The following is a 26,211-nucleotide window of genomic DNA, read 5'->3' as shown; positions in this document are numbered from 1 at the left end:
TGGGGGAAATTGCAATAGATCAATAATTAAGGTATAGCCATCCGGTAATGTTCCGGGCAATTGGCTGCCGGAGATGGACGACGTAGTAGTAGGACCCTACCGGGAGTAGTCCGCTACCGGTTCCTTCGGTGCCCCCCCAATCGTTCCGGTAACCGATGGTGCTGAAGACCTCCCTGCCGTTCCTGTCGAACACCTTGACCAGCGCATCCGGATGGTCGGCGATGTTCTCGATTACCCAGGTATCGTGGATACCGTCCGCGTTGGGGGAGACCCCCTGTCCGGGGACAATGGATATTTCGGTACCGCATACATCGGCCAGGCCGTCCGAATCGCTGTCCGGTGCGGTAAAGGTAACCGTGGCCGTGGCCGAACTACTGTTGCCGCTGACATCGGTAACGGTCAGTTCTACGTCTGTGCCTCCTAGTTCCGGACAATCAAAAATGGCCGTGTCCAAGGAAAGGTCCGCGATACCACAATTGTCCGCGCTCCCGTTGTCGATATCCTCCGCGGTGATGGTCGCCTGTCCGTTTTCGTCCAGTTCAACGGTAATATCCTGCGCAATGGCCATTGGAGGAACAACATCTTCCACAATAACGTTTTGCATTTGAGTGCTTGTATTTCCGTTGCCGGTATCGTAGGTCCAGGTAACGGTGAACGTTCCCGGCCGGTCGTATTCCAGGGGATCGTCCGTGGTCCCTATAACGGTCCCCGCGCAGTTGTCCGTCGCCGTTGGCACCGCGGTTACCGTTGCACTACACTCTCCTCTTACCTCCGGTAGGGAAGCCATATCGGGTATCGGAGGGGCGATGGAACTCTCCGCGATGACGGTCTGCACCTGTGTGCTGGTATTCCCGTTGCCATCGTCATAGGTCCAGGTTACGGTATAGGTTCCCTGTTCGGGATAGGTCAACGGATCGTCCGTTGTGGCGGTAACGGTCCCCACACAGTTATCGGTAGCCGTGGGCAATATGGTTACCGTCGCCCCGCACCCGCCGGTCACATCGGGCAGGGCGGCCATATCGGGAACGGGGGCCACGGAATCCTCCACGATCACGGTCTGCGTCTGTGTGCTTGTATTCCCGTCGCCGGTATCGTAGGTCCATGTAACGGTGAACGTTCCCGGCCGGTCGTATTCCAGGGGATCGTCCGTTGTGGCGTTTACGGTCCCCCCGCAATCGGCGGTGGCGGTGGGCACCGCGGTTACCGTTGCGCTGCATTCGCCCGTTACATCCGGTAGGACGTCCATATCGGGCGTTGCGGAGGTGATGGAACTCTCCACGATGACCGTCTGTTCCTGTGTACTGGTATTCCCGTTGCCGTCGTCATAGGTCCATGTAATGGTATAGGTCCCCTGATCTGGATAGGCCAAGGGGTCGTCGGTAGTGGCGGTGATGGTCCCCGCACAGTTGTCGGTCGCGGTGGGCATTGATGTAATCGTTGCCCCGCATCCGTCCCTTACATCCGGTAGTACGGCCCTATCGGCAATAGGGGCCATGGCATCCTCCACGGTGATGATCGTCGTACACGTTTCCGTAGCTCCCGAGGCATCGGTCACCGTAAGCGTTACGGTATTCTCGCCCAGGTGGGAACAATCAAAATCGGTGATATCGATGTCCATACCGGTTGCTCCCATGGAACCGTTGTCAATATCCTCTGCGGTGATACTGGCCGTACCGCTGGCGTCGAGTTGTAACGTAAAGGGGTCCGTGCAGTTCGCCGTTAGGGTAGTGGCCCCTGCATTCTCGTACCAGGCAATGCGGCCTTGATTGGAACGGGCCGAGAGGACATCCAGGTCCCCGTCGCCATCCAGATCTCCGGTGGCAACTGCAGTATATCCATCGCCCGATCCCGCTGTGATAATGGTCTGTTGATCACCGAAGTTCCCGTTTCCATCATTGGGATACCAGGCAACTTGATTATCATCAAAAGAGGCGGAGAGTACGTCCAGGTCCCCGTCACCGTCCAGATCGGCAACGGTCACGTCCCTTATTCCGTCCACCGCCGTGGTAATGGTCCGTTGGCCGCCGAAGTTCCCGCTCCCATCATTGGGGTGCCAGGCGATCCTGTTATCATTGGCGGAGGCAGAGATTACGTCCAGGTCGCCGTCGCTGTCCAGATCGGCAACGATTACATCCAGGGCTCCAGCTGCAGCCGTAGTAATGGTCCGTTGGGTGCCGAAGTTCCCGCTCCCATCGTTTGGATACCAGGCGATCCTGTTATCGTTGGCAGAGGCCGCGAGCGCGTCGAGGTCCCCGTCGCCGTCCAGATCGGCGACCGCCACTCCGCTGACCCCGACCGCAGCCGTACTAATGATCCGTTCGGCACCAAAAATGAGCGGATTCCGTGCGACACCAAACGTCAGTCCATCATTGGGGTGCCAGGCAATCTTGTTGGAAGAGGCCGAGAGTATGTCCAAGTCCCCGTCGCCGTCCAGGTCCCCGATAGTAAAATCCTTGACGCGATCATCAAGTCGTTCAAGACTAAATGTAATTGGTTTGCCCTCAGTAAAGTTCTTGCTTCCGTCATTCAGGTACCAGGCAATTTGGGCATCAAATGTAGTGGCCGCGAGCACCTCAAGGTTCCCATCGCCGTCCAGGTCGGCAGTGGTTATTCCTGTGAACGATTGTATACCTAAGTCAATGGACTGAGGGTCACCAAGGTTCCCGCTCCCATCATTTTCGTACCAGGCGCTACCTATTGACCCTCTGGGTGCGTGGTTCGCAATAACGTCCAGGTCCCCGTCGCCGTCCAGATCGGCAACGGTCACATCATTTCTGGGTAACGACCGACCCCCTTCGAAAATCGTGTTCTGCCCATTGGGAAACTCCCCTGGGCTATCCGGGTTTACGCCTGCGATAAATTGGTAGGTAAAAGGGCTTGCCAAGAGGTTTCCAGTGCTGCTTGCTACATCCGTGGTGAGGGTGGCGGTGATCACCTCGCCGGGAAGGAAGTCCCGATCAGGGTCAAAGACCGTCGTGTTGGCATTTACACTGGGAGTACCGAAGCCCATGGGCCGTCCATAATTGCCAGAGATTTTTATATTATCCGCAGAGAGGGTAGCCCCGTCCACAGTTTCGCTAAAAGTAAGACTTAGAGTAGCGGCATTGTCTACGCTAATGGCATTGGCAGCTGGCCCGGTGGCTATTACCGTAAGAGAGGAGGCTGCGTTCTCGTACCAGGCAATAGTGCCGTTATCGGAATGGGCCGAAAGTACGTCCAGGTCCCCGTCCCCATCCAGATCGCCGGTGGAAACACTTAAAGTTCCAAGTGCTTCGGTGGTAATGGTCTGTTGGCCGTCGAAGTTCCCTCTCCCGTCGTTTTCGTACCAGAAAATGGAGGAGTTATTACTGATAGAGGTCGAGAGCACGTCCAGGTCCCCATCACCGTCCAGATCGGCAATGGTCACTATGCTGGCCCCGCCCTCGGCATCTGCTGTAATAAGGTTCCCATGGCCACTGAAATTTGCGTTTCCATAATTTGGGTACCAGGCAATCTGGTTATCATTACTGTAAGTGGAGATTACGTCAAGGTGCCCGTTACCATCCATATCGGCCACAATCATATCTTCAGCTCCATCTGCGGATAGGGTGATCGTTTGTGAGGTACCAAAGTTCCCATGCCCATCGTTTTCGTACCAAGCAATCTTGTCAAAAGTGGTCACGAGTGCATCTAGGTCCCCGTCGCCGTCCAGATCGGCTATGGCAACTGCACCGGTCTCGGTTAACAGTCCATCAATGATTCGTTCAGTACCGAAAATGGTCGGAACCCTCTGGGTGCCAGAAAACGTTAAACCCTCATTGGAGTGCCATGTAAGCTTGCCAGGAGAGGCCGCGAGTATGTCCGGGTCCCCATCCCCGTCCAAATCGCCGACAGTGAAATCTTCGAATAAAGGGTTAGCTCTAAGACCTATACCCTTGGTAAAGGTCCCGCTCCCGTCGTTTAGGTATAAGGAAATTCGAGTATCAGAGTTGGCTAGTGCAAGCACATCCAGATTCCCATCGCCGTCCAGATCGGCAGTTATTATATCTCTAAGCGAACCATTACCAAAGTCAATGGATTGTAGGGCACCAAAGTTCCCGTTCCCGTCGTTCTCGTACCACGCGCCTCCGATACTCTGTTCGTGGGCCGCGAGCACATCCAGGTCGCCGTCGCCGTCCAGATCGGCGACGGTCACATCATTTCTGGGCGACTCTTGAGTCCCTTCGAAAATAATGTTCTGCCCCTTGGGGAATTCCCCGGGGCTATCGGGGCTTACCCCTGCGGTAAAGCTATAGGTAAAAGGGCTTTCCAGAGGAGCTCCCATATTGCTTGCCACACCCACGGTCAAGGTCGCCGTAATCATTTCTCCGGGAAAGAAATCCCGATCGGGGTCAAAGACCGCTGTGTTCGTATTTGATCTAAGGGCAGGGAAGCCAAAGGGTTTGCCATAACTACCGGAGATCTTTACGTTGTCCGCCGTAAGGGTACCGGTGTCTATAGTTTCACTAAAAGTAAGACTTAGGGTAGCGGCATTGTCCACACCTAGTGCATTGGCGGAAGGGGCAGTAGCCTCAACCGTAGGATCGGTCTGGGAAATAGCGGTAAACGATATGCCCAGTAACAAGAATATAGTAAATACTCGATCTTTTGTTCGTAGGTTTTTTGCTTTCACAATTCGGGGGATTTAATGTATTAAACGATAGCTACAACGATAAATAGAATGGATATGTTGTTTAGGATACCAAAAAAAATTATTTGATAACCCCTTTATATACTATATTTTTAATTGATAATTATCTAAATAACATTCTTGAAAACCGAGCTGACCGTTGGTTTCCGATCAGATTAATACGGTCCATCCCAAAAGCAAAAAAAGAGATAATACTCTATAATCTGAATCATAGTATAAATTCTAAATAAAGCAAGGGGTTTCGGGCGTTTCAAAAAAAATAGCCTATGTCAATATCTGGAATCGAGTGGAAAGATTTAAGGGAATATCGCATCGAGAAACGGGACATTTACAAACATCAAAAATCCAGTATCTTGGTTGTAGTATGAAAATGCAATTGAAGACCAAATAAAATTTCGTTTATGATAGATTACCCTATGAAATGAATCAAGATGTTGAGGCATTTAACGAAAATCAGGTTCCCGGGGAACAAGAAATATGTAATATGTTGGCTGTTTTGATCAACAGATTCCTGCCAGAAGCGCAGAATCCAATGGGACTACAAAATATCTACAAAAGAAAAGGAGTTCCAGAACACTTAAAATAACACGAATAAATAACATGTTCGAATGTTATGTTAGTATCTTCGACCTTTATTCTTACAAACCTCAATCAATATATTAAAACATTATAAATTGAAGAATTACCACCTTATACCCCTGGCTTTTAGTATAAACTTGAATACCATTATGGGACAAGGGGATTTCAAGGTCGCATTTGGATTAAAGATCATAACAAATGATATCTTTTTTTCGTACTAATAGTCTGAACGCAATTTAAATACACTTTGGACAAAGCGGTTTACTAAATCTAAGAAGAGCCCCAAACCACCTACATTGTTTAGGGCCTTCTTACCGGATACGGAATGTTGAGAGACTACTAACCCAATAGATTTCAACTACCGTTCCTTATCGTATATCAAAACTTGAGGGTGGCCCCGATCTCGTGGGTCCCTTCCTCCGATACGTTTATGGCCCCGGAATTGGTCTCGTAGGCGTAGCCGATTTCCAGCCATTCCTGTACTGTCAGGTACAAGAGCCCCCCGAATGCCCTGTCCACCCTGTAGTTGGCGCCCACCTCTATGGTATTTAAAATTTTAAAGGCGGCGGTAATGTCTGCAATGGTCTGCTCGTTGGAAAAGCGCAACAATGTGGACGGGGTAAATACGACATTGTCACCGATCGCAAAGTGGTAGCCCCCGCTCAGGTAGAACTGTGGGCGGCTACGGGCCACGGTAAGCACCCCGCTCTCATCGTCGATCCTGTCCGTGGTCAATATTTTCGGGGAGGAAAGGGACACGAAATAGTCCATGCCCTTCAGGTACACCCCGGCACCCACGTTCGGGTTAAAGTCGTTCACGTTCTGTGCGAACACGGGATCTATGGCCTGGTCCAGGCTATTGAAATCGATATTGACGAATGTACCTCCCGCCTGTACCCCGAAATGGAGCCAGGTCCATCGGTCGAGCTGTACCCCATAGGCAAAGCTGGCGAACAGTGAGGTGGTACTCTCTATGAACACCTTGTCCGAGACAACGGTGGCCCCGATACCGATACGCTCGTTTACGGGGACCCCGAAGTAGAGGCCCAACGTCTCGGGCGCTTGTTCGATGCCCGAGAACTGGTTCCTGAAGTTGGACCTGAACTCCACCCTATCGTTGAGCCCGAAGGCCGCCGGGTTGAAAAAGTTGGTATTGTACCTGTATAGCGTATACAGGGGTTCCTGCTGTGCACTTGCCGAGAAGTTGCCCAATATCAAGAACAGGAATAGAAGAATTGATAAATGTATGTTTTTCATGGTTGTTTTTTTGGATTGTTGGGGGAAATTGCAATAGATCAATAATTAAGGTATAGCCATCCGGTAATGTTCCGGGCAATTGGCTGCCGGAGATGGACGACGTAGTAGTAGGACCCTACCGGGAGTAGTCCGCTACCGGTTCCTTCGGTGCCCCCCCAATCGTTCCGGTAACCGATGGTGCTGAAGACCTCCCTGCCGTTCCTGTCGAACACCTTGACCAGCGCATCCGGATGGTCGGCGATGTTCTCGATTACCCAGGTATCGTGGATACCGTCCGCGTTGGGGGAGACCCCCTGTCCGGGGACAATGGATATTTCGGTACCGCATACATCGGCCAGGCCGTCCGAATCGCTGTCCGGTGCGGTAAAGGTAACCGTGGCCGTGGCCGAACTACTGTTGCCGCTGACATCGGTAACGGTCAGTTCTACGTCTGTGCCTCCTAGTTCCGGACAATCAAAAATGGCCGTGTCCAAGGAAAGGTCCGCGATACCACAATTGTCCGCGCTCCCGTTGTCGATATCCTCCGCGGTGATGGTCGCCTGTCCGTTTTCGTCCAGTTCAACGGTAATATCCTGCGCAATGGCCATTGGAGGAACAACATCTTCCACAATAACGTTTTGCATTTGAGTGCTTGTATTTCCGTTGCCGGTATCGTAGGTCCAGGTAACGGTGAACGTTCCCGGCCGGTCGTATTCCAGGGGATCGTCCGTGGTCCCTATAACGGTCCCCGCGCAGTTGTCCGTCGCCGTTGGCACCGCGGTTACCGTTGCACTACACTCTCCTCTTACCTCCGGTAGGGAAGCCATATCGGGTATCGGAGGGGCGATGGAACTCTCCGCGATGACGGTCTGCACCTGTGTGCTGGTATTCCCGTTGCCATCGTCATAGGTCCAGGTTACGGTATAGGTTCCCTGTTCGGGATAGGTCAACGGATCGTCCGTTGTGGCGGTAACGGTCCCCACACAGTTATCGGTAGCCGTGGGCAATATGGTTACCGTCGCCCCGCACCCGCCGGTCACATCGGGCAGGGCGGCCATATCGGGAACGGGGGCCACGGAATCCTCCACGATCACGGTCTGCGTCTGTGTGCTTGTATTCCCGTCGCCGGTATCGTAGGTCCATGTAACGGTGAACGTTCCCGGCCGGTCGTATTCCAGGGGATCGTCCGTTGTGGCGTTTACGGTCCCCCCGCAATCGGCGGTGGCGGTGGGCACCGCGGTTACCGTTGCGCTGCATTCGCCCGTTACATCCGGTAGGACGTCCATATCGGGCGTTGCGGAGGTGATGGAACTCTCCACGATGACCGTCTGTTCCTGTGTACTGGTATTCCCGTTGCCGTCGTCATAGGTCCATGTAATGGTATAGGTCCCCTGATCTGGATAGGCCAAGGGGTCGTCGGTAGTGGCGGTGATGGTCCCCGCACAGTTGTCGGTCGCGGTGGGCATTGATGTAATCGTTGCCCCGCATCCGTCCCTTACATCCGGTAGTACGGCCCTATCGGCAATAGGGGCCATGGCATCCTCCACGGTGATGATCGTCGTACACGTTTCCGTAGCTCCCGAGGCATCGGTCACCGTAAGCGTTACGGTATTCTCGCCCAGGTGGGAACAATCAAAATCGGTGATATCGATGTCCATACCGGTTGCTCCCATGGAACCGTTGTCAATATCCTCTGCGGTGATACTGGCCGTACCGCTGGCGTCGAGTTGTAACGTAAAGGGGTCCGTGCAGTTCGCCGTTAGGGTAGTGGCCCCTGCATTCTCGTACCAGGCAATGCGGCCTTGATTGGAACGGGCCGAGAGGACATCCAGGTCCCCGTCGCCATCCAGATCTCCGGTGGCAACTGCAGTATATCCATCGCCCGATCCCGCTGTGATAATGGTCTGTTGATCACCGAAGTTCCCGTTTCCATCATTGGGATACCAGGCAACTTGATTATCATCAAAAGAGGCGGAGAGTACGTCCAGGTCCCCGTCACCGTCCAGATCGGCAACGGTCACGTCCCTTATTCCGTCCACCGCCGTGGTAATGGTCTGTTGGGAACCGAATCTACCGTTAAAATTAGGGTACCACGCAATCTTGTTATCTTCAATGGAAGTCGAAATCACGTCGAGGTACCCATTGCCGTCCAGATCGGCCGTGATTATTTTTTCGGCCCCCGTTGCCGTTAGGGAAATGGTCTGTGAGCTACCGAAGTTCCCGTACCCATCGTTAGGGTACCAGGCAATAAGGTCAATGGAAGAAACGGCCGATAACACGTCCAGATCCCCGTCGCCGTCCAGATCGGCAACGGCCACTCTACTGGCTCCAGTTAAAAATCCATTAATAATTCGTTCAGCACCGAAAATGGCTGGAATCCTTTGGGTGCCAAAAAACGTCAGTCCATCATTGGGGTACCACGAAATCTTGTTAAAAGAGGTCACGAGCACATCCAGGTCCCCGTCACCGTCCAGGTCCCCGATAGTCAAATCTTTGAAGCGAGTAGGGCTAGCACTAAAACCCATACCCTTAGTAAAGTTCTCGCTCCCGTCGTTTAGGTATAGGGAAACTCGAGCATCAAGATCGGTGATCGCCAGTACATCCAAATCTCGATCGCCGTCCATATCGGCGGTGATCAGTCCTCTGAATGAACCCTCATCCGAGGTAATGGGCCGTGGGGCACTAAGGCTCCCGTTCCCGTCATTGGGGTACCAAGCGCCTCCGCTATTGGTTTCGTAGGCGGCGATTACGTCCAGGTCGCCGTCGTCGTCCAGATCGGCAACGGTCACATTATTTTCGGGTGACTCCCGACCCCCTTCGAAAATCGTGTTCTGCCCATTGGGAAACTCCCCTGGGCTATCCGGGCTTACGCCTGCGATAAATTGGTAGGTAAAAGGGCTTGCCAAGGGGTTCCCCGCGCTGCCTGTTACCCCTGTGGTAAGGGTGGCGGTGATCACCTCGCCGGGAAAGAAGTCCCGGTCGGGATCGAAGACCGCCATGGTGGCATTTGCACTGGGAGCTGCGAAACTAAAAGGTTGGCCGTAATTTCCGGTAATCTTTATGTTATCTGCCGTAAGGGTAGCGGCGTCGATAGTTTCGTTAAAGGTAATGCCCAAAGTAGCGGCATCTTCCACGCCCAGGGTATTGGTGGCCGGATCGGTGGCCGTTACCGTAAGGGAAGAGCGCACTGCATTCTCGTACCAGGCAATACGATTGTCAAAACGAGAGGCCGAAAGCACGTCCAGGTCCCCGTCGCCGTCCAGATCGCCGGTAGTCACTCGGATGGCTCCATTTGCGGCTGTCGTAATGGTCCGTTGGGCGCCGAAGTTTCCGCCCCCGCTATTTTCATTCCAAGCAATACGTGCATCGGCGAAAGAAGTCAAGAGCACGTCCAGGTCCCCATCGCCGTCCAAATCGCCTGAAGTAACACTGTAAGCCGAATTAGCTATTCCAGGGATTATCCGTTGGCCGCCGAAGTTCCCGTTCCCGTCGTTCTCGTGCCAGGCAATGGGGGCGCTATTATTAAGAGAGGCCGAGAGCACGTCCAGGTCGCCATCACCGTCCAGATCGCCAGTGGTCACACTTTGAATCCCTCCGCTTGCCGCCGTGGTAACGGTCCGTTGGCTGCCGAAGTTCCCGTTCCCGTCGTTCTCGAACCAGACAACGGGAGCGTTATTATTGAAAGAGATTGACGAGAGTACGTCGAGGTCCCCGTCGCCGTCCAGATCGGCGGTGGTCACATCTGTGGCTCTAATTCCTGCCATAGTAATGGCCCGTTGGTCGCCGAAGTCTCCGTTCCCATCGTTTTCGTACCAAGCCACCCGGTTATCATCACTAGAGGCCAAAAGTACGTCCAAGTCCCCGTCGCCGTCCAGATCGGCGGTGGTCACACTACTAGGTTCACTTACTCTCGCGGTAATGGTCCGTTGGCCGCCGAAATTCCCGCTCCCGTCGTTCTCATGCCAGACAATGTTGATCCCACCTCTAGAAGCCGAGATTACGTCCAGGTCCCCGTCGCCGTCCAGGTCACCGGTGGCCACATCTATGGCTAAATTTACTGCCGTATTAATGTTAAGTTGGCTACCAAAGTTCCCGCTCCCATCGTTCCGGTACCATGAGATACGATCTTTAGAGGCCGAGAGTGCGTCCAGGTCCCCGTCGCCGTCCAGATCGGCAACGGTCATACTTTGAGCACCTTCTGCCAATGTGCTAATGGTGTTTTGCCCATTGGGGAATTCCCCGGGGCTATCGGGGCTTACCCCTGCGGTAAAGCGATAGGTAAAAGGGTTGGCCAGTGGGGGTCCCGCGCTGCTTGCCACACCAGTGGTAAGGGTGGCGGTGATCACCTCCCCGGGGAAGAAGTCCCGATTGGGGCCAAGGACCACCGTGGTGATGTTTGTACTGGGAATAGGGAAACCAAAGGGCCGGCCGTAATTGCCGGAGATCTTTATATTGTCCGCTGTAAGGGTAGCGGCATCCATGGTTTCGCTGAAAGTAAGGCCAATGGGAGCGGTATTGTCCACACCCAAGGCATTGGCGGTCGGGGCGGTGGCCACGACCGTAGGATCGGTCTGGGAAAAAACGGTAAACGATAGGCCCAGAAACAAGAATATAGTAAATACTCGATCTTTTGATTTTTGATTTTTTTCTTTCACAATTCGAGGGATTTTATGTGTTAAATAATAGCTACAACGCCAATTGTGACGGATATGTTGTTTAGTAACCAAATTTTTTTTGCTTGTTAACCCTTATATAATATATGATTTTTCCCAATCAGCATCTATTTTTGGTTCCAGAGTGTGGTGCTTGCTTTGGTTTAGGAATAGCTTATATAATTAGACTCTAAAATCAACAAAAGAGATAATAATCTACAAATACATTTGTAGGATAAATTCTATAAAAAACAGGAGGTTCCGAGTGTTTTAACCGAAATGGGGCGTACATAAATACCCAGGGACAGGTGATAAGATTTTGGAGCGCATCGGATCGAGAAATGGGACATTTACAAACATCAAAAATCCAGTATCTTAGTTGTGGGATTAAAATGCAATTGAAGACCAAAAAAATATTCGTTTATGATAGATTACCCTATGAAATGAATCAAGATATTGAGGCATTTAACGAAAATCAGGTACCAGGGGAACAAGAAATATGTACAAAATTGGCGTTTTGATCAACAGATTCCTACCAGAAGCGGAGAATAGAATATGGCACGAACATCCGGTTTCGTTTTTAGGAAGGGAATCCCATCGTGGGCTATAACAAGTTAAGGGCCGGAATTCGTCTGATGTTCTGGGGCGGGGCGAGTTTTGAAGAAGAGTCCCTGAAGCAAGGGACCGGTAAATTTAAGGATACCTCTATTTTGTATTCCCCTGCTGATCAAATCATGGAAGAGGATTTAAAAAGATGGTTGGAAAAAGCTCGGAGAATCCAATGGGATTATAAAAACATCTACAAACGAAAGGGGATTCTGGAACGCTTAAAATAACACGAATAAATAACATGTTCCAATGTACTTTAGTATCTTCGACCTCTATTCTTACAAACCTTAATTACCCTATTAAGACATCATAAATTAAAGAAATATCATCTTATACTTCTGGTTTTTATCATAGGCTGCCACACTTTGATGGGCCAAAGGGATTTCAAGGTCGCATTTGGATTAAAAATTGGAATGAATTACACCCTACCCAAGATGGTGGATTTGGAAAGCATGGAATTCAACAACCAATTTGGCCCAGATTTCGGGGGTTTTACGGATTTTACGTTTAACCGCCATATCGGGTTAAAAATGGAAGTCCTGTATTCCGTTCAGAATATACATATGGAGTCCTATGGAATTGGGGACGGAAACGGTACACGGATTGGAACAGTGGAATTGAACCAAAAGGTGAGGGATCAATATTTGATTTTCCCTGTTCTATTCAAGACCAGATTGGTCAGGAAGTTAGATTTTCTGATCGGCCCTCAATTGGGTTTGTTGATTTCCGACCAGAACCGGTTTTTGGTCATTGACGGTATTATTTTTACCCAAAATGAACCCATTGACAACGTAAGTCTTTCTGGAAATTTTGAACTATCCTTCAATGCCACAGATAGGCTGAACTTTGGCCTTCGCTATAATTTAGGGTTGAGCACAATCAATAGTCTTCGAAATAATGGATTTCAACTCTATTTGGGCTATGCCCTATTATAAACGAAGATTTTTTATAGACCTCTTCTGATAAAATGATAGTTAAGAATCTGGGAAATACGGATTTTAACAGGATATTGGAGAGCTTTTTGCTCGCCTTTCAAAACTATTTTGTGACGGTACCCACTAATGGCGATTATTATAAGGAACGTTGGAAGGTCGCCAAAGTCGATTTTAATTTTTCCTACGGTATGTTTGATGGGGAGAAACTGGTCGGGTTTGTGATACACGCCATTGACCATAGGGATGGAAAATTGACGGCTTTCAATACAGGTACCGGGGTAATCCCGGATTACCGAGGGCAAAAAATAGTGCAATCTATTTACGAATACGCTTTCACCGATTTAAAGCGCATAGGGATAACTAATTGTGCGTTGGAGGTAATTACTAAGAATGAAAGGGCGATTCGGTCCTATAAGGGTATCGGCTTTAAAACCTACCGAACATACAAATGTTTTAATGGCATTATTGACCCAGAAAATATAGAAACTCTGACCTTAAAAGAAGTAGAACTGGAAAAGGTTGACTGGGCGAATTTACCCAATCAACATTTTTATTCTTGGGACCATCAGAAGGAATCCATACTCCGGAGTAACTATCGGTTTTTTCATGTCTTAATCGAGACATCGCCGGAATCCTTTTTTATCATACAGCCCAATACAGGTTATTTGGTACAATTTGATTTACTAAATGAAGGAAAGGAGGCTTGGAACCGACTGTTCTCCGGGATACGTCAAATTTCAAATACCATAAAGGTCAACAACGTTGACGAAAGATTGACCGGTAAACTTGAGCAGTTAAGTGCAATCGGATTGGTAAATACCATAGATCAGTACGCGATGCGAATGGAAATCTAAAAAGAGCCGACTCAATTTGGTATCGGCAAAAAGCGGCCCATTTTTTTCAAAAGAGGATTAGTTCAACGTGGTTCCAAGGTTTTTAGAATCAGCGTATTAAACTTTTCGGGGAAATGCATCGGAATAAAATGTCCGGAATCAATCCATTGCTTAAAATCGAGCTTTGAAATCATACTTTTTAAACCAAGGGTGTAGTCCTCAGTCCAAAGTGGATTGTTGCTATGCAAAATGACGGTGGGGCATTCAATGGTCAATTCTAACCATGTATTTGGATTGCTGACCATATCAAATTCGGCGCGGGTTACGTATTTTGGCGTATTTAGGGCATCCTCCTTGAGTATTCTTACATCACTTTCCCCAAGTCCTTGTACAGGCATGTTTTGAATGCTATTTTGCATAAAACTTTCATAATCCGTACGTTCCAGTTGCGATTTCATCCATTCCAACATGGAAGGTTGGATCATTTGTTTTAGCATGCCATCCACCAAAATCATTTTTAAGACCGATTTGGGGTACTTTCTATAAAACTCCTTGGCAAGGATAACACCGTTACTATGGGCAACAAGTACAACCTCTTTTACTCCTTCCTGTTCCAAAATGGCATGTATCCCATCTAACCATGTTTGTAACGAATACCCTTCTTGGGGTTTATCGCTATTGCCATAGCCCAAAAGATCTACATAAATAGTTTTGTAACCTTCGATTTCCAAGTTTTGCTGATACTTCCAAATGCGACTGCTTGAACTTGCCCCGTGGATAAATAGAATCGCTTTTTCTCCTGAATGGCCCGATTGATAGTGCCACGTACCCTTTGAGGTATGTAATTCCTTACTTTCCAACTTTTGGCCGCTATTTTCCATTTGCATGGGTTTAGGGAATACGAATATATGGTTCAAAAAAATTACTAGTAAAATCCTTAATATAGGTATAATCATGACTGTTGATTTTTGATGGATTACTTTAAATAACGTTGGGCAAAATGTGCCATGGCCAACTTTAGGAATTGGGCAAATTCCGGTTGTGGTTTGTTGTCCATAACCGTAAACCGCTCATCGTCCACATAAGTTTGGCCTAACCCGGCATAGGTATCCGCTTGCTTATCTTCCAGGGTTTCCGTTCCCCAGAATTTTCTGATAATTTCATAGTGTTGCTTAATAAGCCACTGGACTTCGGTACTTTTTGGCTCTTTATCTTTTAGTTTAAAGAGTTCTAGGGTAACTTTTTCCAACTTTTCTTTAAGTCTAACATAGTCTGCCTTGTTCAATTGCAATAGTTCCTGCTCTGATTTGGTAATGGCCTCCAGGCCATATTTTCCAATAGCTTCCTGGCGTATGGTAGTACCCATTTCTTTGGGAAGCCCTTCATAAAGTTTTTTAGGTTCCATAGTTGTTTTATCATTAGTTAAATATGTTATTGTCTGATCAATAGTATTGAGGAGTTTAGCGATACGGCTCCTTCTTTTTTTCAATAGCTCCTTGTGACCCTTTAGTGCTGTAACCAGATCGAAGTCCGGGTCATTCAAGACAGCTTCTATTTCCTTTAGGGAAAAGCCGAGCTCCTTATAGAATAAGATTTGTTGTAGGCGTAATAGCTCACTCTCTCCATAATACCGGTAGCCCACATCACTTCGGTCCGAAGGTTTTAGGATTCCGATTTTGTCATAATGGTGTAAGGTCCTGACGGTTACACCTGACAATTTGGAAAGCTTACTGACATTGTATCGTTTCATTTTTTGATCTTATTTACGAATCACATGGGCAAATGTAGACTATGACGCAAGGTTAGAGTCAAGTGTTTTTTTAAATTATTAAATCGGAACTAGTAATAGTAAAAACCAGTTTTGGTTGTAAGCAATGGTAAGAGAGGGAAGAGATGAATTGAGCCTATTGGGAAAATTTACCCAATTCCCTGTCAACTACTTTTTTCTTTTGTTTCCAAAAGTGCTCCAAGTTATAGGTAAAAGATGTACATCGATTATCTTTCAAAAGTATCCTCAAATGCAATAGTGCCCTTAGCATCCGAAAGTTTTACATAGTCAATGGACCCCTTACCTTCAAAAATAAATATCAGGCCCATGACCTTTCCAAAATCCTCTTTAAAAGTTTCGAAATAGCTGGATTCACCATTTATTCCAATCTCGGCATTCTTTTCCTTTACAGAAAGGTTCAGTTCCTGCCATTCAAAAATATTCTGTCCCAATAGGGAAAGGTCGTTATCCTTTCCGTTTCTACGTATTTCCCCAATATGGTAGGAGGCATAGGCTTCACATCCTTTTTGCACCAATTCTATGTTAAAAGCATTTTTCTCGGTTATGATCAAAACATTCAACCAAGGACAATTTGAATTGTTCATGGTGTCCAGTTTTGTACGGACATTGAATTCAAAATTATCGGAAGAAACTTCATATTTCTTGCTATGGCCTATTCGCGTTATAAAATATTGGCTGGTATCCACATTCTTCTTCAATAATAAATCCTTTGATAAATGGAGCTTGCCCCTGGTAACAAAGGATTCTCCTTTGAAATCTACAAAGCGCTCGTCGGAGGAATCATAATAAACATGAGGTTCCCATCCATCGCTTAAAATATGAACAGGTTGCATAGCAATAACACTATCATTGGCAATAAGCCGAGCCCGGTGAAATCCAGATTCGTAATAAATACTGGTAAAAACTGTTCCCTTTGGATCTATTCTTTCCTTTTTTTTGTCATTCCAAGTTTGTTGAACAAAAAAACTATCTGCCTTTACTTGGGAAACGTCATAATCAAAAATAAAAGTGTTGGGTACACCGCGGGAGAGTGTTTTGTCTGCTTTGAAAACAACGGGACCGTTAATGAAAATATCGCCTTTTAACACGGATGTATTTTCCTTTCGACGATAAACAAAGAGGATTAGTCCTAAAATTAGTACTACAAAAAGGAAAACCGCACCCAATTTACGGGGTTTTGAGGAAACATCGGTGTCCTGCTTGGAATTGAGGGCAGTATTTGAATGTGCAACCTTGTCACCCTTATTTTTTAGTTTAAAATCCTGCCAGTTATCATAATCCAAGGTCTTTGCCAAAGCATTGAGCGTTGCCAATTGCGGACCTTGTTTGAAACTATTTTTCCAAAGTCGCTTAAGCGTAGAAAGGCTTATATAAAATCCTTTTTCTTCTTCTATATAGTTCGAAAGAAGCTCCAGATCCTTTTGGGAATACCCCTGTCCGTTTCCAAAGGAAAACTTTTCTTCCAGTTGCTTTTTACACAATTCGATATAATCGCGTTCCGACTGACTCATACAACCATAAAATTAACACAATTGAGAACAAAAAAGTACCCATTCCCTAGAATGACCTTACTTTGACCTTACTTCAAACCTGCTTTGGATTGTGGCTTTTTCACTGGTAAAATATCTTTACCCGAAAATACAAAGCATGAAATCAATACTATGTTCAATCACCCTGGCTCTCATAGCATTGGGCAAGGGCAATGCCCAAAAAATCGACGCGGAACCAAAAAAATGGGAAGCGCATAATTGTAAAGTATCCTATACCCAGGGAGAAATGCATATTATCAATGAAGGTAAGGGGAGTGCTTTGTTATGGATTAACGATCTAACGTTTAAAAATGGAACTGTGGAATTGGATGTTAAAGGGAAAGACGAAGGCGGCAATAGCTTTTTAGGGCTTGCATTTCATGGAAAGGATAATACCCATTATGAGGCTGTTTATTTTCGGCCCTTCAATTTTAAAAGTGAAAAGAAAAAAGAGAATTCTATTCAATACATCAGTCCACCGGAATATCACTGGGACAATCTAAGGGAACGTTTCCCAGGAAAATATGAGAATAAGGTTTCGCCGGTTCCCGACCCCAATGATTGGTTTCATGTTAAAATTGAAATCAAGTACCCCAATGTTTCGGTCTACCTAAACGATTCTACGGACCCCACTTTGGAAGTAGAGCAAATTAGTAAACGCAAAAATGGGAGGCTGGGCCTATGGGTAGATAGTGATGAAGGCCGTTTTAAAAACATAAAGGTCAATAAGGACAATTAAATGACCCTAAGGATACTAATAATAACCGGATTACTGCTTTGCGCAATTTTTGGATGCAAACCGGAAAAAAATACACCTATCCGGCAAACAGAGATGGGTTCCCAATCAGATACGATTTCCCATAAGACTATACCTAACGGAATACTGGAGATAATCCAACCAGAACAGAGGCAACTCATTTCCATATTGACTGGAGCATCGAAAATTAATGAAAATCGATCATTGAAACGGAGGCGGAATGAAGAAGAAAAACTTCTGGCAAGAAATGTTCTGAAGCGTACGCTTCAGAATATTGGGTTAGTGGTTCAGGAACATCCCTATCAGGTTAATTTGCCCGATTACAACAGTATGTCCAAACACAATCCTTACATAGGCAACAACCTGTACGCCATTATTCCTTCTACCGTTCCAAGTAACGAATACATTGTTCTAGGGGCGCATTATGATACTGTGGAAGAAAGTCCCGGGGCCAGTGACAATGCAACAGGTTGTGCATTGGTTTATGGAGTTTCCAAACTAATTTCAGGTTTGGAAAGTCGGAAGAAAAATCTGATCGTTGTCTTTTTTGATCAAGAGGAAACCGGTCATGCCGGAAGCTTTGCTTTTGTAAACTTAGCGAAGGAAAAGGCCTATAACGTTCACTCCGTACATACCGCAGATCAAGTGGGATGGGACCAGGACGGCGACCGTAATATTGAGCTCGAACTGCCCACGGATTATTTAAAATCCATATATGAGAAGCATGCCAAACCTTTTGGAATTACGATATACACGACCAATGTAACCTCTTCCGACCATAAGGAATGGAGAGAGGCCGGTTACAACGCGGTTGGCATTACCGAGGAGTATAAGCATGGCGACACCAGCCCGCATTGGCATGAACCTACCGATACCTTTGAAACCGTAGATTTTGATTATTTGGCTTTTGTAACCTATTTGACCTACAAAGTTATTGAAGACCAAATCACTTCATAGCTTAAAACGTCGATTTCGATTTTCCTTTGAAAATTGTTTACCCATTCACCAATTGCACTAGTTTCATCCGGCTGTTGATGCCAATTTTGGTATAGATTCTATGGGTATGGTCCTTCACGGTCTGAAGACTGATAAAGAGTTCATCGGCAATTTGCTGGTTGGTCTTCCCCTCACAAATTCCATCCACAATTTCCCTTTCCCGTTTTGTAATCCCGTATTTCTCATAGAGCATCATTTTTTTTTCGGCGTTTGGGTGTCCGGCATATACCGGGATAAAAGCAATATCCGACTTTAGCTTTAGATAAAACAACGGAATGAAGTTGGATAAGAAATAGATCAGTATAATAGGTAGGACGAACCATGTACCAGAAAATACGAATGGTATGAAAGTCCCTCGAAACAAAAAGGCCGATACCATTAGGACTACGAATAGATTCATTATTTTTCTTTTCGGCCTTTTGTACTTTTTGGAATGACCCAAAACTGGTACGGCAAATAAAACCATGGATGCCAGTTCCACAAAGAGTATCAATCCAATTTCTGCATGGGCCAATTGTTTGCCCAAAAGCCAATCGTCCTGAAAAAAAAGCACATATAGTCCCCAAGCCAATGGTACAAGGCCTACAAGGAAAATGGCATGAAAATAGGATACCTTTTTACGAATTGACGTTTCAACTAAGGAATATCCCATTTTTACGAGCATTATCCATGATATACATAAAAAAGGTACGCCCAATACCGGTAAAAAGTTGGCGACCATAGTGGTTACACCCATATCCGTATCCATAAAGGAAAGTAATACACGCATCAAAATTTGCCCCCAGATTCCATAGAAGGCGAAGGCATAAAAGGTAATCAGGTAATAGAAATAATTTCGATGGAAATCGGTGTTGTATGTTTGGATAGATTGATGGGATATCCAGATACTTGCCATTGCAATGGCAAGGCAAAATAAAAATACAACAATGTATATGAGACCTAACAAAACCTCCTTTTAGGCTTAAAATTATGTAAATGTCTTTGAAAAGGATAAATACCTTAGTAGTGATTTTGAAAACACTACCAAAGTTGGAAGGAATAGTTTCTAGATCCCCTTACTTTTATATAAACTTTAAAGTACCAAGGATTATGGAAAGAGTATACGAAGGAAGAGTTCCCGAGGCGACAACTTTTGGAAGTTATGGATACGCCTGGCAACAACTATGGCGCTATTTTTTATATTTCTTTTTGGTGACCTTAGTTGTTGCTTTGTTTGAAAGTCCGGTGTCGATAGCTCATGATTCCGAGACGAATATCACCCCATTGACCGTTATGCTACAAATTTTTGCGGCGGCCTATTTTTTCCTGCTATTTCCCGTCATCAACTATGGAGGTAATTTACTGTATTTACACGGTATCCGGAACGAGAAAATGGAAATTGAAGTGTTGTTCCAAGGATTTAAAAACAACTACTTCAATATTGTTTTGGCACACTTGCTGAAGTTTGCAATTATAGGAATAGGATTTGTTTTCTTCATAATCCCGGGGATTATTTTAGCCTGTAGACTGGCTTTTGTTTCACTTTTGGTTATGGATAAAAACATGGAGCCCATTGCCGCGGTTGAAAAGAGCTGGGAAATGACCAAAGGACATGGTTGGAGGATTTTTGGTATGGCCCTGCTGGCAATCCCTATTTTCATAGCAGGTCTAGTTTGTTTTCTTATAGGGGCCTTTATTTCAGTTATGTGGATCGGTGCAGCCTTTACCGCCCTATACCATGCCATTGATCTTGAGGAGCGGCAGAAGCTAGATTACAATCTAGACAAAGACGAATCGGAAATCGTTTAAAGTAGTCTACCCGGCATTGCAGTTTTGCTTTGGAAGACCAATAATCCTGATAGGTAAACATTGTCGATCAGTTATAACTTTTCAATGGAAACTTCCTTACCATCAAAAATATACAATACCCTTTCGATCTCATCAATGATAAAAGTACCTTGTCTTCCATCTATTTCCTTTATTAGCTCTTCTTTTCCGGTGTCGATTTGAAAATTGATTATCTGTATTTGCCCATTACCTGGGACCGTGATTATCATGGCTTCATTGTTTTTCCGACTTTTTCGGATTCTTTTAAAAACATACTCCAAGTTGGAATCTAGATCAACGTCAAAATCTTTAAAGTCGTCTATCCCTTGGGTATAGGAACGATACGTCCCATAAATACCGGAAACCCCTGTACCCAAAGCGCCCAAATTATTTGATACGATGGTACTTCTTATTGCTCGGTTTGCCTGGGTGGGGGCGAACAGTAAAGTAGCTGACGTTATTTGAAGCCCTCTTTTGAGCCAATAGAAGGAGTCGCGAAAAGACCTACGTACAAAGGATCCGGACTTCACGGGAGCATATTCCTTTTTATAAACTAGCTTTCCGGAAAAATCGAACAGGTAAAACCGATTGCCTTGATACAAAAAATAGGCATCTTTCCTAATTTTTAGTTCAGGAAATTCTCTTCCAAAATCAAAACGCTGTAAAGATTTCGGTGCCGTAATGTCTTTATTGTTGAACAGATAGAAGTTGTTTTCACTATAAACCGGAAACTGTTCGGTTTTTGGATTAAACCATACGCGATGATACGGAACTTCCAGTTTTAAATTTCTATTGATAAAATCCGCATCGAATAGGGCAAGGTCTTCCTTCCAAATTTTCCTTCCCGATTCAATTTCAATTCTATTGGCCCTTGAAGGTGTTATAAAAAGGGCATACGGATCATCATCAAAAATATGGACAGGATTTTCATCGTCCGAATAGGTGATTTTCAACGGAGTATCCCAAGCCTTGTGCCCTAACTTATCAATCCTTGTCAACTGATTTTCCTGAACCACCAAATAGCTATCCTTGGTAGGGACTATTTTTTTTATCAAGGGCAAGGGATCCGATCTGTCCCATTTTTTCTTTCCATTTTTCGTGTCCACGATATCGAAACCTTTGGAGGTAATCACTACTAGCTGGTTCTTATCCAAGTTAGTTTCGATTATATTTCCAACAACATTTAAAGGTGACCCTGGCCATAGACTATCCATTGTTCTGGGATTCATAGCATAAATAACGGTTTCTTGATTCAGTTTTTTGGTATTTATGCTATTGGAGGATATATAGAGTTTATTTCCTTGGTCGTTCAATAAAATACTGGTTATTCCCTTTTTGTTGTAGGTAATAGTTCCCGTTTTGGCATCTATTTTTAGCAAATGGCGATTTTTCAACCAAAAAATGTTATGATTGGCATCCAAAAGGACTTTCTCCTCGTTTAAGAGAGCGCCTTTCGTCCGAGTGAAAAAATCACTGACCACTTGGGTTTTCCATATTTCCTTTCCCGTTTTGAAATCGAAGAGACCAATGCCAAACCCTTCCTCGGTTTTGCCATCCACTAAAACCGCCCCTTGCTCAGGCAATAGTAAGGTATTGAACACAGCATGAAATCCCTGTTCGCTGGAATTGAAAACAATATTTCCAGTAGTAACATCCACGATGGCTCGTGAAATACCTTTTGCGTTAAGCGTTTTGGACAGGATTTCGGAATTGATCAAGGGCTTATCCTCGAAAAATGCATAATGTGTAAGGGGAATCTCCGCATATCGATTAAAATCCAAATCTCCAATACTCTTATTCTCCCATATAATATCTTGCTTTTCGGGCCCTATCCCATAGACCGATTCTGAAGTCTTGATCAAAACAATACCAGTGTTGCTATTAAGAATGCTTTCCTTTACCCTATGCTTCAGCGTAATCTTTTGCTGACCAAAAGATGATATCGATAGTAATAAAATGGATACGATTATATTGCTCTTCATCATGATTCTCTCCAATGCGGATTAGGCTTGTTTTAAGATACGATTTAGGAAAAAGCTATTTCCCGGATAGCTTATTTGTCTACTACACTATTGACAAACTGTAACACCTCCAAAGAGGCTATTGGGATTAATATAGGGAATCCCTTTAAAAGGCCAATCTTTTTTAGGGGTGCAGCCCATCTTTTGATAAATTTAACATATTTTTACGCCGAACCAAATTTTCTCTTTTGGATGGATTATTTTGTAATTACAAGTATCCTTGTTTTCATTTCGGCCCTCTTCGGCTACATCAATGTTCGCTTTATAAAATTACCCAATACCATAGGGCTTACCGTAATTACTATTTTCTTTACCATAATCATTTTTTTGCTAAGCTATGTAGACGACACCTTGCTCAATGCGGAACGTTTTATTATTACCCATATTGACTTTAAGACGGTATTGTTGGACATAATGCTGAGCTTCTTGCTGTTTGCCGGAGCCTTGCATACCGATTTACAAAAGCTTAAGGAACAACGTTGGCCCGTACTTGCCTTTGCCACCTTTGGCGTTTTGGTATCCACTTTTTTAATTGGAGGTTCGGTCTACTATGTATTTTTGGCCATTGATCTCCAAGTGAAGTTTATATATTGTTTGTTATTTGGGGCGTTGATTTCCCCAACTGACCCCATTGCCGTGCTTGGCATCCTAAAAAAAGCCGGAGCTCCAAAGAAATTGGAAATCAAGATAGTAGGGGAATCTCTATTCAACGATGGGGTAGGGGTAGTGATTTTTTTGACCATTTTTGGACTGGCCAGTGGAACGGGGAACGGTTTCTCCCTTAATGAGGTGCTGGAATTGTTCGTTGTGGAAGTTTTTGGAGGTGTATTGTTGGGTACTTTATTGGGATGGCTTACCTACCGGCTTATGCGAAGTATAGATGATTACAATATTGAAGTGATCCTTACCCTTGCAGCCGTGATGACCGGTACGGTTTTGGCACAATACCTCCACGTTTCCGCTCCTTTGGCCATGGTAGTCGCCGGTTTGATAATAGGGGGTAACAAAACAAGGGAAGCGGCCATGTCCGAGTTAACGGAGGAGTATGTGGACAAGTTCTGGGAACTAATAGATATTTTGCTCAATACGGTTCTCTTTGTGCTTATAGGAATGGAAATTCTGGTGTTGGATTTGGAGACAAAATACATCATAGCCGGTCTTTTGGTTATCCCCATAGGACTGATCTGTCGCTATCTATCCCTTATTTTACCCGTACGGCTGTTCGAGAAAAAACTGGATTTTGTACCCAATACCAATCTCATTATGACCTGGGGCGGACTTAGGGGCGCCATTTCCATTGCATTGGCCTTAGGCCTAACCGATACCATGGAACGGGATTTATTCTTGGTAGTTACCTATATTGTTGTTATTTTCTCCATTGTAGTCCAAGGACTTACAGTAGAGAAACTGATAAAAAAGCTTAAACTAAATTGACATCAACCTTGCTAAAGTGCAGCTAAAGCATATAGATTATGAGAAAATATTTGGTTTTTATACTGTTTTTGACCGGCTTTTGTTGCTGGTCCCAAACTAAGAAAACCTATAAGATAGGAATGCTCGTGGATGTTAGCACCTCTGAGACCGAAGTTCTGTTAGAACGATTAAAGAACGAAGTAAGCGCTGTTGTGGGCGAAGACGCCGAGATTATCTTTCCGATGGAATACCAATTGGTACACAACTATGATGTAAACATCGCGCGCAAAAACTACCAGAGTTTGTTAAATAGCGAAGTAGATATCATCATTGCTTTTGGATCGGCAAGTAATATTGTAATTCAAGGTCAAACGAGTCATGCGAAACCTACGATTCTTTTTGGTTCCGTTGACTCCGATATGACCACCATCGATTTGGAAAACAATACCTCAGGTATTGAAAATTTGACCTATTTGATGGGGATTCAATCTTTTGAACAAGATTTGAAAACCTTAAAGGAATTAACAGATTTTACCCATGTAGGTTTCGCTATAGAGTCGGGAATAGCTGCGGTATTACCCTTGGATAAGACCGTAGGCGATATTTTAAAAGGGAGCGGGGCCAACTATACCATTATTCCCTTTACCAATGTGGAGGATATCGTTTCCAAAATTGACAATCTAGATGCATTGTATTTGGCCGGAGGATTTTTTCTTTTGGACGAGCAGATAAAAGCGCTAAGTGAGGTGCTGATTGAAAAGGGAATTCCTTCATTTACAGGTACTGGCCCAAGGGATGTTGAAATTGGCCTTATGGCAACCAATAACAGCGATGACAATATTAATCAATTCTTTAGGCGTATCGCACTAACCATTGAAGCTTATGTAAATGGAAATCCTTTATCTGAACAAAGTGTCTTTATCGATTTTGAACAGCGCTTGACCGCAAACTTCAATACGATGCAAAAATTAGGCATACCTATTCGATATAGTCTTATAGCACAAACCGATTTTGTAGGGAAATTCGAAAACCCGTTATCCCAAAAAACCTATTCGCTGCTGGATATTCTTAACGAGAATTTTGAAAGAAACCTCTCCCTACAGTCCCAACAAAAAGATGTTGAACTTAGCCAGCAGGATGTAAAAACGGCAAAGAGCAATTATTACCCGGATATCACCGCAAATGCATCATTTACCAATATAGATGAAAGTGTGGCCTTTGCACCGCTTTCCCCGGAGTTCTCAACCGATGGAAGTATACAATTGACCCAGACGGTTTATTCAGAGGCCGCCAATGCCAACATTACCGTTCAAAGGAATCTCCAAAAGGCTCAGGAAGCCAATTTTAGTGCAGCCCAACTCGATGCTGTATTGGAAGCTTCCAATCTGTATTTCAATGCTTTGATCAGTAAGGTAAATGTAAAAATCCAGAATCAGAACCTACAACTGACCAAGGAGAACTTAAAGCTGGCCAAACAGAACTACGAAGCCGGCCAGTCCGGTAAATCCGATATGTTGCGTTTTGAGAGTCAAATGGCACAAAATACGCAAACTATGATAGAAGCAGTGAATCAATTGGATCAAGCTTTTATAAGTATCAATCAATTGTTGAACAATCCCATAGATTTTGAGTTGGACGTAGTAGATGCAGAATTAGGTAAAGGTGTTTTTGCAGAGTATAATTATAATCAACTCGCCGAAATATTGGATAACCCATTATTGAAAGACCCTTTTGTTGCTTTTTTGATCGATGAGGCCAAAAATAATTCCCCGGAACTAGTATCCTTGGACCATAACCTAAAAGCGGTAGAGCGCAATTTTAGACTAAATTCTTTTGGACGTTTGATACCTACTGTGGCCCTGCAGGGCAACTATAACCAGAACTTCAATCAATGGGGAGTAGGGAGTACGGACCTTGACCCGGCCAACAATTATAACGTGGGCGTAAATATATCATTACCCATTTTCAATCAGTTCCGGAACAACATCAATAAACAAACCGCCAAAATCCAACAGGATCAATTGGAAATCAACATACAAAACACGGAATTGGCCATTGAGAGCAATGTAAGTGTTGGGGTTTTAAATCTATTCAACCAAATTTCCAACATACGGCTTTCCGAGGTATCCGTGAATGCCGCGAAAGATGCTTTGGAACTGGTGCAAACCTCGTATTCTGAGGGTGCCGTTAGTATCATTCAGTTGATCGATGCCCAGAACAATTACTTACAAGCACAATTGGCCCAGGCCAGTGCCACCTATAATTTTTTGTTGAATGCCATTCAATTGGAACGTTTTATGGGCTATAACTTTTTATTGCATACCGAAGAGGAAAACAATGCCTTTAGGCAACGATTTGCAGAATTTCTTGATGCCAATTTGGATTAA

17 protein-coding genes are annotated in these 26,211 nt (G+C 45.3%); 9 read left to right on the top strand and 8 right to left on the bottom strand.

From position 1 onward, the window contains the following. Nucleotides 1-19 precede the first annotated feature (19 nt). Nucleotides 20-4,651 (bottom strand): FG-GAP-like repeat-containing protein, encoded by a 4,632-nt coding sequence (locus tag ACP2AF_RS16595; RefSeq protein WP_425237271.1) that lies wholly within the window; start codon nt 4,649-4,651, stop codon nt 20-22. Nucleotides 4,652-5,090: 439 nt separating this feature from the next. On the opposite strand from ACP2AF_RS16595, the gene ACP2AF_RS16590 reads away from it, so the two are divergent. Beyond that, nucleotides 5,091-5,255 carry a hypothetical protein gene (locus ACP2AF_RS16590; protein WP_425237270.1) on the top strand — a complete coding sequence of 55 codons (165 nt, stop codon included), beginning with the start codon at nt 5,091-5,093 and terminating at the stop codon, nt 5,253-5,255. Nucleotides 5,256-5,626: 371 nt separating this feature from the next. Here ACP2AF_RS16590 and ACP2AF_RS16585 read toward each other — a convergent pair whose 3' ends face one another. Together ACP2AF_RS16585 and ACP2AF_RS16580 are read right to left on the bottom strand one after the other, a co-directional pair. Continuing rightward, nucleotides 5,627-6,505, bottom strand: a complete 879-nt coding sequence (locus ACP2AF_RS16585) for a PorP/SprF family type IX secretion system membrane protein (protein ID WP_425237269.1) — start codon at nt 6,503-6,505, stop codon at nt 5,627-5,629. 38 nt (nt 6,506-6,543) lie between these two features. Next, complete coding sequence (locus tag ACP2AF_RS16580) at nt 6,544-11,139, bottom strand: FG-GAP-like repeat-containing protein (protein WP_425237268.1); 4,596 nt, start codon at nt 11,137-11,139, stop codon at nt 6,544-6,546. A gap of 596 nt (nt 11,140-11,735) precedes the next feature. Between ACP2AF_RS16580 and ACP2AF_RS16575 the strand changes: the two genes are divergently transcribed. The 3 genes from ACP2AF_RS16575 to ACP2AF_RS16565 all read left to right on the top strand — a co-directional run bounded on the left by ACP2AF_RS16575 (nt 11,736) and on the right by ACP2AF_RS16565 (nt 13,534). Beyond that, the gene (locus ACP2AF_RS16575) at nt 11,736-11,972 is read left to right on the top strand and encodes a hypothetical protein (protein ID WP_425237267.1); all 237 of its coding nucleotides are present in this window, start codon (nt 11,736-11,738) and stop codon (nt 11,970-11,972) included. Nucleotides 11,973-12,113: 141 nt separating this feature from the next. Further along, nucleotides 12,114-12,680, top strand: a complete 567-nt coding sequence (locus ACP2AF_RS16570; protein WP_425237266.1) for an outer membrane beta-barrel protein — start codon at nt 12,114-12,116, stop codon at nt 12,678-12,680. A 32-nt stretch (nt 12,681-12,712) separates the two neighbouring features. Beyond that, nucleotides 12,713-13,534, top strand: coding sequence for a GNAT family N-acetyltransferase (locus ACP2AF_RS16565; RefSeq protein ID WP_425237265.1), 822 nt, complete (start codon nt 12,713-12,715; stop codon nt 13,532-13,534). A gap of 62 nt (nt 13,535-13,596) precedes the next feature. On the opposite strand, the gene ACP2AF_RS16560 is transcribed toward ACP2AF_RS16565, so the two are convergent. From ACP2AF_RS16560 to ACP2AF_RS16550, 3 genes are all read right to left on the bottom strand, one after another. Next, nucleotides 13,597-14,394, bottom strand: coding sequence for an alpha/beta fold hydrolase (locus ACP2AF_RS16560; RefSeq protein ID WP_425237264.1), 798 nt, complete (start codon nt 14,392-14,394; stop codon nt 13,597-13,599). Between the two features lie 95 nt (nt 14,395-14,489). After that, nucleotides 14,490-15,263: a MerR family transcriptional regulator gene (locus ACP2AF_RS16555; RefSeq protein WP_425237263.1), complete on the bottom strand. Its 774-nt coding sequence runs from the start codon at nt 15,261-15,263 to the stop codon at nt 14,490-14,492. A gap of 245 nt (nt 15,264-15,508) precedes the next feature. After that, on the bottom strand, nt 15,509-16,813 hold the full coding sequence (locus ACP2AF_RS16550) for a hypothetical protein (protein ID WP_425237262.1): 1,305 nt from the start codon (nt 16,811-16,813) through the stop codon (nt 15,509-15,511). A 136-nt stretch (nt 16,814-16,949) separates the two neighbouring features. Here ACP2AF_RS16550 and ACP2AF_RS16545 point away from each other — a divergent pair, with 136 nt between their 5' ends. Next, nucleotides 16,950-17,570, top strand: coding sequence for a family 16 glycoside hydrolase (locus ACP2AF_RS16545; RefSeq protein ID WP_425237261.1), 621 nt, complete (start codon nt 16,950-16,952; stop codon nt 17,568-17,570). A gap of 93 nt (nt 17,571-17,663) precedes the next feature. Next, nucleotides 17,664-18,545: a M28 family metallopeptidase gene (locus ACP2AF_RS16540; protein WP_425237260.1), complete on the top strand. Its 882-nt coding sequence runs from the start codon at nt 17,664-17,666 to the stop codon at nt 18,543-18,545. Nucleotides 18,546-18,582: 37 nt separating this feature from the next. Here ACP2AF_RS16540 and ACP2AF_RS16535 read toward each other — a convergent pair whose 3' ends face one another. Beyond that, nucleotides 18,583-19,353, bottom strand: coding sequence for a helix-turn-helix transcriptional regulator (locus ACP2AF_RS16535; RefSeq protein ID WP_425237259.1), 771 nt, complete (start codon nt 19,351-19,353; stop codon nt 18,583-18,585). Nucleotides 19,354-19,673: 320 nt separating this feature from the next. Between ACP2AF_RS16535 and ACP2AF_RS16530 the strand changes: the two genes are divergently transcribed. Beyond that, on the top strand, nt 19,674-20,372 hold the full coding sequence (locus ACP2AF_RS16530; protein ID WP_425237258.1) for a hypothetical protein: 699 nt from the start codon (nt 19,674-19,676) through the stop codon (nt 20,370-20,372). A gap of 71 nt (nt 20,373-20,443) precedes the next feature. Here ACP2AF_RS16530 and ACP2AF_RS16525 read toward each other — a convergent pair whose 3' ends face one another. Then, on the bottom strand, nt 20,444-22,375 hold the full coding sequence (locus ACP2AF_RS16525) for a PQQ-binding-like beta-propeller repeat protein (protein ID WP_425237257.1): 1,932 nt from the start codon (nt 22,373-22,375) through the stop codon (nt 20,444-20,446). 228 nt (nt 22,376-22,603) lie between these two features. On the opposite strand from ACP2AF_RS16525, the gene ACP2AF_RS16520 reads away from it, so the two are divergent. Both ACP2AF_RS16520 and ACP2AF_RS16515 read left to right on the top strand, forming a co-directional pair. Further along, entirely contained in the window at nt 22,604-23,845 is a 1,242-nt protein-coding gene (locus tag ACP2AF_RS16520) for a cation:proton antiporter (protein ID WP_425237256.1), read from the top strand. Nucleotides 23,846-23,883: 38 nt separating this feature from the next. Continuing rightward, complete coding sequence (locus ACP2AF_RS16515; RefSeq protein ID WP_425237255.1) at nt 23,884-26,211, top strand: TolC family protein; 2,328 nt, start codon at nt 23,884-23,886, stop codon at nt 26,209-26,211.

Origin of the sequence: Ulvibacterium sp. (genome assembly GCF_965248315.1) — a bacterium.
GTDB lineage: Bacteria > Bacteroidota > Bacteroidia > Flavobacteriales > Flavobacteriaceae > Ulvibacterium.
The sequence above is the reverse complement of the archived record's forward strand: the minus strand, read 5'-3'. Positions and strand labels throughout refer to the sequence as shown.